Genomic DNA, 15,028 nt, shown 5'->3' with positions numbered 1-15,028 from the left:
TAGGGTGGGCTTTAGCCCACCAATCATTTCAAAAAATGGTGGGCTGAAGCCCATCCTACTTCCTATCAATTACCATAACGTAGAACATTATGAAATCACTTAATATTATTTTTGCTGGCACGCCAGATTTTGCTGCACAGCATTTACAAGCTATTCTAAATTCTCAACATAATGTGATCGCTGTTTATACTCAACCAGATAAACCAGCTGGTCGCGGTAAAAAACTGCAAGCAAGCCCAGTCAAGCAACTTGCTGAGCAAAATAACATTTCCGTTTATCAACCTAAATCCTTACGTAAAGAAGAGGCACAGACTGAATTAAAAGCGTTAAATGTAGATGTAATGGTTGTTGTGGCTTATGGATTAATTTTACCGAAAGCTGTATTAGATGCCCCTCGTTTAGGTTGTTTGAATGTGCATGGTTCTATTCTTCCACGTTGGCGAGGTGCAGCACCCATTCAGCGTTCAATTTGGGCTGGTGATGCACAAACTGGTGTAACCATTATGCAAATGGATGAAGGTTTAGATACTGGCGATATGTTACACAAAGTCTATTGTGATATTTTACCGACTGAAACTTCAACGAGTCTTTATAACAAACTGGCGGAGCTTGCTCCATCGGCGTTAATCGATGTTTTAGATAATCTTGAAAATGGTAAATTTATAGCCGAAAAACAAGATGACAGCCAAAGCAATTATGCAGAAAAACTTTCTAAAGAAGAGGCTCAATTAGATTGGTCTCTTTCTGCAATGCAACTTGAGCGTAATATCCGTGCCTTTAATCCTTGGCCTATTGCTTATTTTTCAACAGAAGATAAGGATGGCAATGCTCAAACGTTAAAAGTATATCAAGCAGAAGTATTGCCTCATCAAGATAAACCAGTGGGAACTATTTTAAGTGCAGATAAAAATGGCATTCAAATTGCGACTGTCGATGGCATCTTAAACTTATTGCAATTACAGCCAGCAGGTAAAAAGCCTATGTCTGCACAAGATTTATTAAATGGCCGTGCAGAGTGGTTTACTATTGGTAAGGTGCTTGCATAATGAAAAAATTCTCTTCTAAAACTATCAAAGTAAAAAATTCAGTAAAAATGACCGCACTTTCGACCAGGGCTATCGCAGCAAACTTAATTTTGCAAGTATTGGATGAGGGCAAATCCTTGTCAGCGTTAATCCCAGAAGTGCAACTTTCTGTAAAAGCCCAAGATTTGCCTTTGTTACAAGAAATTTGTTTTGGCGTGTGTCGCGTATTGCCTCGCTTAGAGCAAATTATCAAACGTCTTGTAGATAAACCGCTTAAAGGTAAAACTCGTATTGTTCATTGCCTGTTACTTGTTGGGTTATATCAATTGCTTTATATGCGAGTGCCTGCTCATGCGGCAGTTGATGAAGTTGTGAACGCAACAAAATCATTAAAATCTGATAGTTTTAGAGGATTAGTGAATGCGGTTTTGCGTAGATTTTTACGTGAGCAAGATGAAATTTTGGCGATTATCGATAAAAATTGGCAAACGCTTCACCCTGAATGGTTTGTGAATAAATTAAAAAAAGCCTATCCGAATTGGCGTGAGATTATTGAGGCGAACAATCAGAAACCACCAATGTGGCTACGTGTGAATTCACAAAAAAACGCCCTTGAAACTTACCGCACTTTACTTGAAGAACAAGGTGTTTCTTTGAAAACAAGCCACCATCCTAATGCGCTATGTTTAGATATACCGATTGCGGTGCAAAAATTACCGCACTTTGAAGAAGGTGCTGTAACGGTACAAGATTTGAGTGCGCAATGGGCGGCAATGTTGCTTGAGCCTAAAAATGAGGAATGGATCCTCGATGCTTGTGCTGCACCCGGTGGTAAGACGACCCATATTTTAGAACTGGCACCTCAAGCTAATGTGATTGCATTAGATGTAGAATCTCATCGCTTAAAACGAGTAGAAGAAAATCTTGAACGTTTAAATCAGCAAGCGATAGTGGTTTGCGGCGATGCGAGTAAACCTGACGAATGGTTAGCTGAAATTGGTAAAAGTGCGGTAAAATTTGACCGAATTTTACTTGATGCACCTTGTTCTGCAACTGGAGTGATTCGCCGTCACCCCGATATAAAATGGTTACGCAAAGAAACCGATATCGCTCAGCTCGTTGAATTACAGAAGAAAATCCTGAGTGCACTTTGGGAAAAACTGAAGCCAAACGGTGTTTTGCTTTATGCGACTTGTTCTGTATTGCCAGAAGAAAATGGCGAACAAATCCAAGCATTTTTAAATGCTCACGCAGATGCGGAGTTATTGCCATTACCTGTTAGTGATGATAAAAGTGCGGTGGGTTTTCAATTCATTCCACAACCAAATAGTGGCGATGGGTTCTATTATGCTAAATTGCTTAAACGAGCATAAAGGAGAGCGATAATGAAAATTATCATTTTGGGTGCAGGTCAGGTAGGAACGACGCTTGCAGAAAACTTAGTCAGTGAAGATAACGATATTACCTTAGTGGATAATGAATCTCCTCAGTTACAAACATTGCAAGAAAAGCACGATTTGCGTGTGGTACAAGGCTCTCCATCATCTCCAAAAGTGCTTCGTGACGCAGGCGCGGCAGATGCCGATTTAATGGTTGCCGTGACAGCCTCCGATGAAATCAATATGGTCGCTTGCCAAATGGGCTATACATTATTTAATACGCCAATGCGAATTGCACGTATCCGTAATTCAGAATATTTACGTGAAAAAGACAAGTTGTTCAACAATGAAAATATACCTATTGATCATTTAATTTCGCCTGAAAATCTTGTCACTGATGAAATTACGCGTTTAATTGCTTATCCAGGTGCATTACAAGTTGCCCATTTTGCCAATAATCGTATTAGTATTGTTGTAGTGAAAGCTTATTATGGGGGGGCTTTGGTTGGATATGCACTTTCCGCATTTCGCGAACATATGCCACATATTGATTGTCGCATTATGTCTATTTTACGTAATGGCAAACCGATTCGTCCACAAGGCTCAACCATTGTAGAAGCTGGCGATGAAATCACGTTTATTTGCGCTACTGAACATATTAAGGCGATAATGGGAGAGTTACAACGTTTGGAGAAACCTTATAAGCGAGTAATGATTGTTGGTGGAGGAAATGTTGCTTTTGGCGTAGCAAAACGTTTGGAAAATTCTTGTACTGTAAAGCTTATTGAACGAGATTCAAACAGAGCGCAAGCCTTAGCAGAAAAGTTGCCAAAAACGTTAGTATTTAATGGAGATGCCTCAGACCAAAACTTGCTTTTTGAAGAACATATTGAAAGTGTGGATGTATTTCTTTCATTAAGTAGCGACGATGAAGCGAATATTATGTCAGCTTTGTTAGCCAAGCGTTTAGGTGCGAAAAAAGCAATGGTACTGATTCAACGGATTGCTTATATTAATCTTATTCAGGGAGGCACGATTGATATTGCGGTTTCTCCACAACAAGTAACGATTTCTGCTTTGTTAGGTCACGTGCGTAAAGGCGATGTAAAAAATGTGGCAACATTACGACATGGCATTGCCGAAGCCATTGAAATTGTTGCACACGGTAATGTCAATACTTCAAATATAGTAGGGCGAAAAATTGGTGAGTTGCGTTTGCCGATGGGAATCATTATTGGTGCTTTATTACGAGGGAATGATGTAATTATTGCTCGTCGTCAAGTGATTATTGAAGAAGGCGATCATATAGTGATTTATTTAAGTGATAAGAAAAATGTGCCAGAAATTGAGAAATTATTCCAACCAAGCGCATTCTTTATTTAGTTTTTTTACTTTTCAGAGTGATTTATTATAATAGTCGCTCTTTTTATGTAATTTTTGAAGGGGAACATTATTATGAATTTTATTAAAGAATTTCGCGAATTTGCAATGCGTGGCAATGTCGTAGATATGGCTGTCGGTGTGATTATTGGTAGCGCATTTGGCAAGATCGTAAGTTCACTTGTTAGTGATATTTTTACGCCCGTGTTGGGGATTTTAACTGGTGGTATTGATTTCAAAGATATGAAATTTGTATTAGCACAAGCACAAGGCGATGTTCCTGCAGTTACGTTAAATTATGGTTTGTTTATTCAAAATGTGATTGATTTTATTATTATTGCTTTTGCAATCTTTATGATGATCAAAGTAATCAATAAGGTAAGAAAACCAGAGGAGAAAAAAACTGCACCAAAGGCAGAAACATTGCTTACTGAAATCCGTGATTTATTAAAGAATAAATAATATTTAAAGAATGAAAGTTAGCAGAAATGCTGACTTTTTTTATTACTATTTTTTAAGCTATAATCAGCCCTCAATTTTAGGGAAATAAAATGGAAAAATATAATAAACTTCGCATTGAATGGGATTGTCGTCGAGGAATGCTGGAGTTAGATAAAATCATAATGCCTTTTTATTTGACGCATTTTCATGAATTAACGGATGACAAAAAAGATATCTTTATTCGTTTATTAGCAAGTACGGATTTGCAGTTATTTTCGTGGTTTTTTAATCTTGCGAAATCACAAGATGTAGAGCTTCAAATGATGGTTGAATATATTCAAAAAGTGCAGAAAATCATCATAAATTAAAATTATTGATTAGCGAATGAACTTTTTTAACACGCTTTTGTCTGAACAAGCAACAAGAGCTTGCTGTCTTGATATTAAGGCGTGTTAGATATTGGCATGGGAGAAATATGGCTGAACAGCTAACAGATCAGGCTTTGGTAGAAAGAGTACAGCAAGGGGATAAAAAAGCCTTCAATTTGTTGGTTTCGCGTTATCAAAATAAAGTAGCAGGGCTTTTGACCCGATATGTATCGCGTAACGATATTCCTGATGTGGTGCAAGAATCCTTTATAAAGGCTTATCGCTCAATTGAATCTTTTCGTGGCGAAAGTGCTTTCTATACATGGCTTTATCGAATTGCCGTTAATACGGCAAAAAATTATTTAACGGCTCAAGGTCGCCGTCCACCAAATGAAGATATTTTGGCAGAAGATGCTGAAAATTATGATGTGGGAACACACCTTAGGGATGTGGATACACCCGAAAATGAGATGTTGTCTAGTGAGTTAGAAAGAATTGTTTTTGATACTATTCATAACTTACCAGAAGATTTAAAAACTGCGATTACGTTACGAGAACTAGAAGGTTTAAGTTACGAAGATATTGCAGAAATTATGGATTGTCCTGTTGGTACGGTTCGTTCCCGAATCTTCCGAGCAAGGGAAATGATCGAAAATAAAATTCAACCTCTAATGTAGAGCGAATAACAATCGGAGTTTACTATGCAAAAAGAGCAGCTTTCAGCCTATATGGATGGAGAACAAGTCGAAACTGACTTGATAGATGCTTTATTAAGAGACGAAGAATTACAAGCGTCTTGGCATTCATTTCATACCGTTCGTTCAGTAATGCGTAAAGAAAGTGCGGTCTTTTTAGGGGCTGATTTTACCGCTAAAATGGCAGATTTGATTGAGTTAGAAGACGTGAAGAAAGTTGATGTCATTGCTGTGTCTCAACCTGAACCAGAAGACGCACATAATTCTGTATTTATGCAAAAATTAAAAGCGTTCTTTGCACCAATGACGCAAGTTGCTGTTGCTGCTGGTGTATGTTTAGTGGCAGTACTTGGTGTTCAATCTTTCAATAATAAAAACGATGCGTCTAATTTACCTGAGACTCCAGTATTGCAAACCTTGCCATTTAATAATGCGGTTCAAGAGGTTAGCTATAATGCGCCAAGTAAAGATACATTAACTTCAGATCAGCTTGAGAAAAAAAGTCGTCGCATTGGTGCAATGTTGCAAAATTATGAATTGCAACGTCGAATGCACTCTGATGCTTTAGATGTAAGTAGCAGTCAAGTAAGATAAATTGGTTTCCTTTGTTCAGATTATTGATTCACCACCTAATTGTTATTTAGTGTGGTGAATTTTTATCCTTTAGATTTCTATGAAAAAAATCCCATTAAAATTTACCGCACTTTCTCTTTCTTTGCTATTAAGTAGCATTGCTTCTGCTGAAGAGCTTTCTGCGAAGCAGTCTTTAGATAAAATGACACAAGCATTGGATAATCTCAATTATGAAATTGCCTTTGTGCAAACTACTCCCGCAAATATGGATTCGTTTCGTTATCGACATATCAAACAAGATAACAAAACTTACGCACAATTAGTTACTTTAGATGGCCATCAGCAAGAAATTATTCAGCGTGATAATTTAGTCAGTTATTTTCAGCCAAATGCACAAGCATTTACGCTTAATAGTGGCAATATAGTTGATGCGATGCCAGCAGTTGTGCGTGCAAATTTTGATAAGCTTTCTTCTGATTATGATTTCGTAAAATTAGGTAAAGATCGTGTTGCTGGGCGTTTCGTTGATACGATTAGAATTGTGCCTAAAGATGATTTTCGGTATCAATATTTGGTGTTTGTCGATGAAGAAAATGGCTTGTTATTGCGCAGTGATATGCTTGATCGTGAAGGCAAGCTACTCGATCAATTCAGAGTCGTAACACTTTATATTGATGACAGATTAAGAGGATTAACCGATTATATTAATAAAGTGTCAATGCCACCTTTATTGAAAGAAAGTAAAAATAAACAAACTTCAAATATAACTTGGTCAGCGGGATGGTTACCAAGAGGTTTTTCTTTGAGGCGGTATACACAAGAAGTATTAGAAAATGAAATCATAGATAGCGCATTATATAGCGATGGTTTATTTACTTTTACGTTGTTTGTTTCTAATGTAGGCTCTAATGACTTACCAGAAAATACTTGGAAACAAGGGGCCTATACGATTTATAGTGAAGTGATCGGTGGAAAAGAAATTACTTTTATTGGGCAATTACCAATCTCGACGGCAAAGCGCATTGTGCAAGAAGTCAAATTTTGATAAAAAGTGCGGTAATTTTTTACGATATTTTTATCAATAACTGATTTTGAGTTAGGCATTGACTAAGATTCGCTCGTTTTTACGTGCGAATTTTTATTTTCTTAATTTTATTAATTCTACTTGATGATTATGACCTTTTTTTAGAATTAAATTTGCTCGCTCACGGGTTGGAAGAATGTTTTGATTGAGATTTAATCCGTTAATTTCATCCCAGATTTTACTTGCCGTCGCGATAGCCTCTTCTTTTGATAAGCTTGCGTAATGTTTAAAGTAAGAATTAGGATCGTTGAATGCACTTTCGCGGAATTTCAGAAATCGTTTGATATACCATTCTTTCAATAATTTTTCTTCAGCATCAACATAAATAGAGAAATCCACAAAATCTGATACGAATGTTTGATCGGTTTTATTATTACCCGTTTGAAGTACATTCAAGCCTTCTAAAATAAGAATGTCAGGTTTATCTACCACATCAAATTTATCGGGAATAATATCGTATGTTAAATGAGAGTAAATTGGTGCTGTAACATTGCTTTTACCTGATTTTACATCCGCTAAAAAGCGAATGAGTTTAGGTGTGTCATAAGAAACGGGAAAACCTTTCTTTTGTAAAAGATTATCTTGTTTAAGCTTGTTTAATGGATAAAGAAACCCATCTGTTGTGATGAGATCAACTTTTCTTTCAGTTGGCCAATGAGAAAGTAGAGATTGTAGAATACGTGCAGAAGTGCTTTTCCCAACAGCGACACTGCCAGCAATACTAATTATGTAAGGTGTTTTGGCATTATTTCTGCCTAAAAAACGATGTAGTACCGTTTGGCGATGTAAATTTTCATCAATGTAATAGTTAATAAGACGAGTTAATGGTAGGTAAATTGTACTTACTTCATCTAATGAAAGGTCTTCATTAAAGCCTAAGAGTGGTTTGAGATCCTGTTCTGTCAATTTTAATGGAACGGATTTACGTAATTCCGCCCATTGTTCACGATTAAAGCTTAAAAAAGGTGTTTGCTGAGTTGAAAATTCCACAATAATTTTATTTGATGGCTAAATAAACAGAGAAAAATATACGCTATAAATAAAAATTTAGCATTCATTTTTCATTAAATGTACGCTAATTTGATTAAAAAATCACTTTTTTGATTGTGATTTAAACGAATAATCAAAAAAATAAACTTTTTTATAAAAAATACTTGTCAGTTAAAGTTTTTTCCATATAATACGCCTCACTTGCTTACGACACGCCGACTTAGCTCAGTAGGTAGAGCAACTGACTTGTAATCAGTAGGTCATCAGTTCGATTCCGATAGTCGGCACCATTCTTTCGTATCAAGTATTCATTTAGTGTGGAGGGGTTCCCGAGCGGCCAAAGGGGGCAGACTGTAAATCTGTTGGCTCAGCCTTCGAAGGTTCGAATCCTTCTCCCTCCACCATCTTTTAGATGGATCCTGATGGGACAGACGAATTTAGGACTTGCGGGCATCGTATAATGGCTATTACCTTAGCCTTCCAAGCTAATGATGCGGGTTCGATTCCCGCTGCCCGCTCCAGACGCTGATATAGCTCAGTTGGTAGAGCGCACCCTTGGTAAGGGTGAGGTCGGCGGTTCAAATCCGCCTATCAGCACCAGTCTTATAATTCCTCATCCTTATATCAATCAGCAAATAAATTTATTGGTTAATGTGGTTTAATTTACCCATCGATAACCGTGTCTATTTAGAGGGACTATTTCAATGTCTAAAGAAAAATTTGAACGTACAAAACCGCACGTAAACGTGGGTACAATCGGCCACGTTGACCACGGTAAAACAACTTTAACAGCAGCAATCACAACCGTATTAGCAAAACATTACGGTGGTGCAGCGCGTGCATTTGACCAAATCGATAACGCGCCAGAAGAAAAAGCGCGTGGTATTACCATCAACACTTCACATGTTGAATACGATACACCAACTCGCCACTATGCACACGTAGACTGTCCAGGACACGCCGACTATGTTAAAAACATGATTACCGGTGCGGCGCAAATGGATGGTGCTATTTTAGTAGTAGCAGCAACAGATGGTCCTATGCCGCAAACTCGTGAACACATCTTATTAGGTCGCCAAGTAGGTGTACCATATATCATCGTATTCTTAAACAAATGCGATATGGTAGATGACGAAGAGTTATTAGAATTAGTAGAAATGGAAGTACGTGAACTTCTTTCTCAATATGACTTCCCAGGTGACGACACGCCAATCGTACGTGGTTCAGCATTACAAGCATTAAACGGCGTAGCAGAATGGGAAGAAAAAATCCTTGAGTTAGCAAACCACTTAGATACTTACATCCCAGAGCCAGAGCGTGCGATTGACCAACCGTTCCTTCTTCCAATCGAAGATGTGTTCTCAATCTCAGGTCGTGGTACAGTAGTAACTGGTCGTGTAGAACGTGGTATCATCCGTACAGGCGATGAAGTAGAAATCGTCGGTATCAAAGATACAGCGAAAACTACTGTAACAGGTGTTGAAATGTTCCGTAAATTACTTGACGAAGGTCGTGCAGGTGAAAATATCGGTGCATTATTACGTGGTACCAAACGTGAAGAAATCGAACGTGGTCAAGTATTAGCGAAACCAGGTTCAATCACACCACACACTGATTTTGAATCAGAAGTATACGTATTATCAAAAGATGAAGGTGGTCGTCATACTCCATTCTTCAAAGGTTACCGTCCACAATTCTATTTCCGTACAACAGACGTAACTGGTACAATCGAATTACCAGAAGGCGTGGAAATGGTAATGCCTGGTGATAACATCAAGATGACAGTAAGCTTAATCCACCCAATCGCGATGGACCAAGGTTTACGTTTCGCAATCCGTGAAGGTGGCCGTACAGTAGGTGCGGGTGTTGTTGCGAAAATCATCAAATAATTGATGGATTCCTGAATGTCTTAAAGATAAAAGACAGAAGAAACAAAAAGAAAAGTGCGGGGAAAATTCTCCGCACTTTTTTATTTTATATATGTAAATATTTACTAAATTATCTGATTTTGGATTAGAACTAAATGCTCACTGGTCATCTAAATATCCTGTTGCAGTTTGGTTTATGTTACCCCTAGGAATGGTATTGCCGGTGGTATCTTTACCCCATCACTGACAACAGGCGCAGGCATTGGCACAATGCTTTGGGATCTAAGTGGTGGTATGGTTGATCAACGTTTTTTGGTGATTTTATGTATGGTGGCATTTTTAGCTGGCTGCACACAATCGCCAGTTACAGCCAGTGTTATTGTAATGGAAATGACAGGTGCACAACCCGTTCTCATTTGGCTCTTGATTTCCAGCATTATTGCATCCATAATCTCGCACCAATTTAGCCCAAAACCATTTTACCACTTTGCTGCAGGCTGTTTTCTCCAGCAAATGCAAGCTCGCCAAGCCGAAGAATTACGTAGCAAAACCGAACAAGAGAAATAAAAATGCCTCAAAATCTACCGCACTTTTACCGCGGCCGTTTTTCTGTTGCACCAATGTTAGATTGGACAACACGCCATTGTCGTTATTTTCATCGCCAATTTTCAAAGCACGCATTACTTTACACTGAAATGGTCACAGCACCAGCGATTATCCACGCAAAATATGACCACTTGGATTTTGATTTACAAGAAAATCCCGTTGCGTTACAGCTGGGAGGAAGCGATCCTGAACAACTCAAATATTGCGCAAAACTTGCTGAGGAACGAGGCTATCACGAAATTAATCTTAATGTAGGATGCCCTTCTGATCGCGTACAAAATGGAATGTTTGGTGCTTGCTTAATGGCGAAAGCAGATTTGGTGGCAGACTGTGTAGAACAAATGCAAAGTGCGGTCAAAATTCCAGTCACTGTGAAAACGCGTATTGGCATTGATGAATTAGACAGCTATGAATTTTTATGTGATTTTATTGAAAAAGTTCAAGGAAAAGGTTGCCAAGAGTTTATTATCCACGCACGAAAAGCTTGGCTTTCGGGGTTAAGTCCCAAAGAAAATCGAGAAATTCCGCCATTAGATTATACTCGGGTGTATCAACTAAAACGTGATTTTCCACATCTAACTATTGCAATTAATGGTGGTATAAAAACCATTGAAGAAATGAAGCAACATTTGCAATATGTGGACGGCGTGATGGTTGGGCGAGAGGCCTATCAAAATCCAAGTTTACTTGGGCAAATTGACCAAGCCTTATTTGATCCTAACGCACCAATTATTACCGCTCATGAAGCGGTACGGTCAATGCTTCCTTATATTGAACAACAACTTAGCCAAGGCATACACCTGAATCATATCGTCCGTCATATATTAGGCGCATTCCAAAATTGCAAAGGTGCTCGTCAATGGCGACGCTATTTAAGCGAAAATGCGTTTAAACAAGGCGCAGGAATTGAAGTGGTTGAAACAGCCTTAAGCTTTGTAGAAAGCTAATCCTAAAAACAAAATAAGCCGCAAAAGTGCGGCTTATTTTTCAGCTGTTTTTCTTACGCAATACGCATTTGAAAAATCACCAATTCAGCTTGACAACAAAAAGTGAAATTTGCCTTTAATAAATAACCATCATCCACTTTTGTAATTTCAGTTGTTATAGGGGGCATAAGCCGACCCTATAAATAATATCACTTTGGGTTTTAGAGATAACTAAAACTCAAACTGAACTGACATTCTATAGTTTCTGCCTGGAGCGTAGAAACGATTGATACCTAATCCCGTATCTTGATTAATCATATTACTTGTACCAAATGGTCTAATTGATCTCGCAGAGTCCCAAGTAATATATTTTCTATTGGTTAAATTATATACCCCTGCTCTTAAAGTAAGATTTTTAATTGGTTTGATATATCCTAACAAATCAATGGTTGTATAAGATTCACTTCTCCATTTAATTGTGCTGTCTTTTTTTCTTTCTTCTTTATAGAACATATTATAAGTATCTTCTGCATTTTTGGCAGAGACGTGAGTAAAGTACAGGTCTAAGCCAAATTTATCAGCAGGATGAGCATAACTCACGCCATAAACAGAGGTTTTTGGTTGAATAGCATTCATTGGTACATTGCCATCTATTTTACCTTTTTGATAAGTAAACTTATAACTTAGGCTCAAACCATCAAGGAATTGAGTCATCTTTCCTAAAGAGATTTGCGACGCAATTTCCAAACCAGTTACTTTAGCATTTGGTCTATTTACATTTTGATATGTGTGATATGGCGTCAGTTTTGAATGTCTCTGAACGTTATAAAGACCTTTATAGGCTAAATCAATAAAATTACGATAGCGTGTGTCAAAAACAGAAGTCGTCACGTAACCTATTTCGTTATGTAAGGTTAAAGCTAGCTCTTTTGTTTTTGCCGTTTCTGCTTGAAGATCTCTATTTGGTCGAATAGAAAAATCTGGATGCAAGAAAGTGAAGTAAATTTCATCACTTGTTGGTGCACGGAATGCTTTACCATATTTTGCTTGTAAGCGTAACCAACTTAATGGATCAAGCGTTGTCCCCACAGAGTAAGAGCTTGCAGAGAATTTTTTGGGTTGAGCAAATTCTTTAATATTTGCGGCAGCATTGGCTTCTTTTTTCTTTAATTCTTCGGGGGTTTCTTCCTCTTTAAATTCAGGCTTTTTTACATAAAGATTAGCGACTATATCATCAGGGATTTTTGGTGTTTTTCCAGGAATATATTCTGGTTCATATTTCACTCGATCATAACGATAACCTAAATTAAAAGCTACATAGTTATTCACACGGAAATCATTAATAAAATATAACGCACCTGTTTTCGTTTTCACTGGAATGAGGAAAGAGAACACATTGACATTATTACATAATGTACTCGTCCGTTCTGGATTTAACGTTGGTTTCGCATTAAGAACCGTTGTTGAAGGTGGCAAAAAGGTCTCACAACTATGTGGATATTGTGCCCACCATTTTACATTCATTGGGGAATCACCAGAAATATTGGTCATTGATTTTTCCATTTCAGACCACAAGCCACCATAAGACAAATCGTGCTGTGTTTTACCTAATTCAAGATGTTTTGTTAAGTCAAGGTTAATTTGTTTAGTTTCACTTGTTAAGTCACGTTGCGACCAAAGATTAGTCTGATAACCTTTTTTATTTGGCATAAATAGGTATGGCCCAGATAGCTGATTATTAGCTTTAACTGCTGTTTTGGCATATTTTTTGCCGTTTTTGTAAATTACCTCAAAAGGAATATCTTCAGTAGTTCCATCTTTGTTAAAGCCTTGAATTTTTCCATAGTCGCAATTTAAGCCATCACAACTAAAAAGATAATTGACGTTAGTCGGCAATCTTTGTTCATCAGAGATAACGTTTTTATGTGCTTCAGATAATAGATCGTATTTTTTGCCATTGATTTCAAAGGTGTTTTCTTTTTGACGAGTTTCTATTATATAAGTACAAGCATCGCCATCATCTTCTTCACAATATTTCTGAATGGTGGCATTTGGATGTTTGGATCTAATTTTATCCCAATCAACTCTTTTCCAAGGATATTTCCCTGTTTGGGTTAATTCCGTTGTTTTTTCTTTTGCTGTATTCTTTTGATCAATATCTTTATATTTAACAGGATTACCATCTTTCCCAATAAGTTTATTTTCATTGTTATATTTCATTCCAAGCGGATTTCCAGCCAAGGCACATTTGTCATTCCCATCACAGTAATCGTCTGTTCTTGCTCGGGTTGTAATTTTTTGTTGGGAATAGGTGATTTTCAATGTATCCCAAAGCGGTGTTGTTGTGAAGTTTTCATAAGTAAACGCAAGATTTTTACGATCCACTTTATCATTGGTATGGCGTAATTCTACCTCGTCATAGGTCATATACTCCGTGTTTGGTTTTAGAGTATAAGAAAAGTCATGACCTTTAGACGTTTGTTTATATAAATCTACCACTACAGACAAGCGGTGATTTTCAGTGGGTTGAAAAGCAAATTTTAACAGTTTACTTTCTTGCGTTCTTCGATAAGGATCGGCTTTTTCTCTTTCTCTACCTTGTATTCTATCGTTATAATTTTTATAACCATAGTTTTCTAATTCATGGCCTTTACGTGATGTAATTACTGCAATTGCATCAAAATATTTATAACGCCCAGCAAGAGAGAGTGTTTGAAGATTTTGGTTATCTGCTGTGTTATAGCCTCTTTTATAGGAAGCATAGTAATTTTTGTTAAGTAAATAATCTCTTGCATCTTTTGTATCAAAACTTACTGAACCACCTAATGCACCACTCCCTGATTTTAGCGAGTCTGCGCCTTTACGAATAGTTACTTGTTTGAGGGTTTCAATCTCTGCAGTGTTTCTCGTGTTATTGAAGTTTCCATAGCCTTCAAAAAGCTCTTTAAAACCTTGTGAGGAAATTGTTTCTGCTTGATGCAATCCATCTATTTGAACGGCTACACGATTTTCATCTACTCCTCGAACGGCAAAGCCACTATTCCCAAAACGTCCCGCCTCTACGACAGTAATCCCTGTTTCATAACGTACGAGATCTTTAACATCTTGTGCCTGTTCTTTTTCTAATTTTTTTGCTGATTTTACTGTTTCAGCAATTTTTGGTGGTGTTTTCGAATCACTATTTTCGGTAGAACCAGATACATTTATTTGTTCTAGTTGTTCAGAAAGATTACTATTTTGGTTGGTTGGTTGGTTGGTTGGTTGGTTGGTTGGTTGGTTGGTTGGTTGGTTGGTTGGTTGGTTGGTTGGTTGGTTGGTTGGTTGGTTGGTTGGTTGGTTGGTTGGTTGGTTGGTTGGTTGGTTGGTTGGTTGGTTGGTTGGTTGGTTGGTTGGTTGGTTGGTTGGTTGGTTGGTTGGTTGGGCAGCATAGGCTGTGCTTGCATTTAATGCAAATGCAATAGAGCAAGCAAGCAGGCTGAATTTAAAGTTGGTCATAGGTTTCCTTATTTTTAATGATAATAATTGTCATATATTAAATAATTCAATTTATCTAATCAATATCAAAATGAAAAAGTATAATAAGTACAAAATCCTAATTGCTTTGTATGAGCATAAAAGAAAATTATTTTGACCGCACTTTTGTTTGTAAGCCGTATTTTAAAATCATCAAAATGCAAATTTTAATCACTCTTT

At 37.4% G+C, this 15,028-nt stretch carries 12 protein-coding genes, 4 tRNA genes and 2 pseudogenes; 15 read left to right on the top strand and 3 right to left on the bottom strand.

Translation table 11 applies throughout. The features are described from left to right. Window positions 1-89 precede the first annotated feature (89 nt). The 8 genes from fmt to rseB all read left to right on the top strand — a co-directional run bounded on the left by fmt (window position 90) and on the right by rseB (window position 6,906). Window positions 90-1,046, top strand: coding sequence for a methionyl-tRNA formyltransferase (fmt, locus tag ACPT9C_RS01875; protein WP_050949281.1), 957 nt, complete (start codon window positions 90-92; stop codon window positions 1,044-1,046). After that, window positions 1,046-2,398, top strand: coding sequence for a 16S rRNA (cytosine(967)-C(5))-methyltransferase RsmB (gene rsmB / locus ACPT9C_RS01870; protein ID WP_050949282.1), 1,353 nt, complete (start codon window positions 1,046-1,048; stop codon window positions 2,396-2,398). The genes fmt and rsmB overlap by 1 nt, the downstream gene beginning before the upstream one ends. A 12-nt stretch (window positions 2,399-2,410) precedes the next feature. Next, window positions 2,411-3,787: a Trk system potassium transporter TrkA gene (gene trkA / locus ACPT9C_RS01865; protein WP_042600616.1), complete on the top strand. Its 1,377-nt coding sequence runs from the start codon at window positions 2,411-2,413 to the stop codon at window positions 3,785-3,787. Between the two features lie 72 nt (window positions 3,788-3,859). Beyond that, window positions 3,860-4,246: a large-conductance mechanosensitive channel protein MscL gene (gene mscL / locus ACPT9C_RS01860; protein WP_005658680.1), complete on the top strand. Its 387-nt coding sequence runs from the start codon at window positions 3,860-3,862 to the stop codon at window positions 4,244-4,246. Between the two features lie 89 nt (window positions 4,247-4,335). After that, the gene (locus ACPT9C_RS01855; RefSeq protein ID WP_005658682.1) at window positions 4,336-4,593 is read left to right on the top strand and encodes a succinate dehydrogenase assembly factor 2; all 258 of its coding nucleotides are present in this window, start codon (window positions 4,336-4,338) and stop codon (window positions 4,591-4,593) included. Window positions 4,594-4,700: 107 nt separating this feature from the next. Beyond that, window positions 4,701-5,270 carry an RNA polymerase sigma factor RpoE gene (gene rpoE, locus ACPT9C_RS01850; RefSeq protein ID WP_005658683.1) on the top strand — a complete coding sequence of 190 codons (570 nt, stop codon included), beginning with the start codon at window positions 4,701-4,703 and terminating at the stop codon, window positions 5,268-5,270. Window positions 5,271-5,294: 24 nt separating this feature from the next. Continuing rightward, the gene (locus ACPT9C_RS01845; RefSeq protein WP_005651258.1) at window positions 5,295-5,882 is read left to right on the top strand and encodes an RseA family anti-sigma factor; all 588 of its coding nucleotides are present in this window, start codon (window positions 5,295-5,297) and stop codon (window positions 5,880-5,882) included. 79 nt (window positions 5,883-5,961) lie between these two features. Continuing rightward, entirely contained in the window at window positions 5,962-6,906 is a 945-nt protein-coding gene (gene rseB, locus ACPT9C_RS01840) for a sigma-E factor regulatory protein RseB (RefSeq protein ID WP_050949283.1), read from the top strand. 93 nt (window positions 6,907-6,999) lie between these two features. Here the strand turns inward: rseB and coaA are convergent, their stop codons facing one another. After that, window positions 7,000-7,935, bottom strand: coding sequence for a type I pantothenate kinase (gene coaA / locus ACPT9C_RS01835; protein WP_005667563.1), 936 nt, complete (start codon window positions 7,933-7,935; stop codon window positions 7,000-7,002). 214 nt (window positions 7,936-8,149) lie between these two features. Between coaA and ACPT9C_RS01830 the strand changes: the two genes are divergently transcribed. From ACPT9C_RS01830 to dusA, 7 genes and pseudogenes are all read left to right on the top strand, one after another. Continuing rightward, a tRNA-Thr gene (locus ACPT9C_RS01830) sits at window positions 8,150-8,225 on the top strand. Window positions 8,226-8,254: 29 nt separating this feature from the next. After that, window positions 8,255-8,339, top strand: a tRNA-Tyr gene (locus ACPT9C_RS01825). A gap of 42 nt (window positions 8,340-8,381) precedes the next feature. Beyond that, window positions 8,382-8,456 (top strand) — tRNA-Gly (locus ACPT9C_RS01820). A gap of 3 nt (window positions 8,457-8,459) precedes the next feature. Next, a tRNA-Thr gene (locus tag ACPT9C_RS01815) sits at window positions 8,460-8,535 on the top strand. Window positions 8,536-8,639: 104 nt separating this feature from the next. Then, a complete protein-coding gene (gene tuf, locus ACPT9C_RS01810; protein WP_005667564.1) occupies window positions 8,640-9,824 on the top strand; it encodes an elongation factor Tu in 1,185 nt (394 codons plus the stop codon). Window positions 9,825-10,013: 189 nt separating this feature from the next. Further along, window positions 10,014-10,370, top strand: a pseudogene (locus tag ACPT9C_RS01805) (chloride channel protein); the annotation flags it as partial. Between the two features lie 2 nt (window positions 10,371-10,372). Beyond that, complete coding sequence (gene dusA, locus ACPT9C_RS01800) at window positions 10,373-11,356, top strand: tRNA dihydrouridine(20/20a) synthase DusA (RefSeq protein WP_050949453.1); 984 nt, start codon at window positions 10,373-10,375, stop codon at window positions 11,354-11,356. Between the two features lie 53 nt (window positions 11,357-11,409). On the opposite strand, the pseudogene ACPT9C_RS01795 reads toward dusA, so the two are convergent. Continuing rightward, a pseudogene (locus ACPT9C_RS01795) lies at window positions 11,410-11,514 on the bottom strand (DUF406 family protein); the annotation flags it as partial. A gap of 52 nt (window positions 11,515-11,566) precedes the next feature. Continuing rightward, a complete protein-coding gene (locus ACPT9C_RS01790) occupies window positions 11,567-14,830 on the bottom strand; it encodes a TonB-dependent hemoglobin/transferrin/lactoferrin family receptor (RefSeq protein ID WP_425627475.1) in 3,264 nt (1,087 codons plus the stop codon). Window positions 14,831-15,028: the final 198 nt, after the last annotated feature.

The organism is Haemophilus sp. HN_Hi16 (assembly GCF_049823435.1).
In the GTDB taxonomy this organism is placed as follows: Bacteria; Pseudomonadota; Gammaproteobacteria; order Enterobacterales; family Pasteurellaceae; genus Haemophilus; species Haemophilus influenzae_D.
The sequence above is the reverse complement of the archived record's forward strand: the minus strand, read 5'-3'. Positions and strand labels throughout refer to the sequence as shown.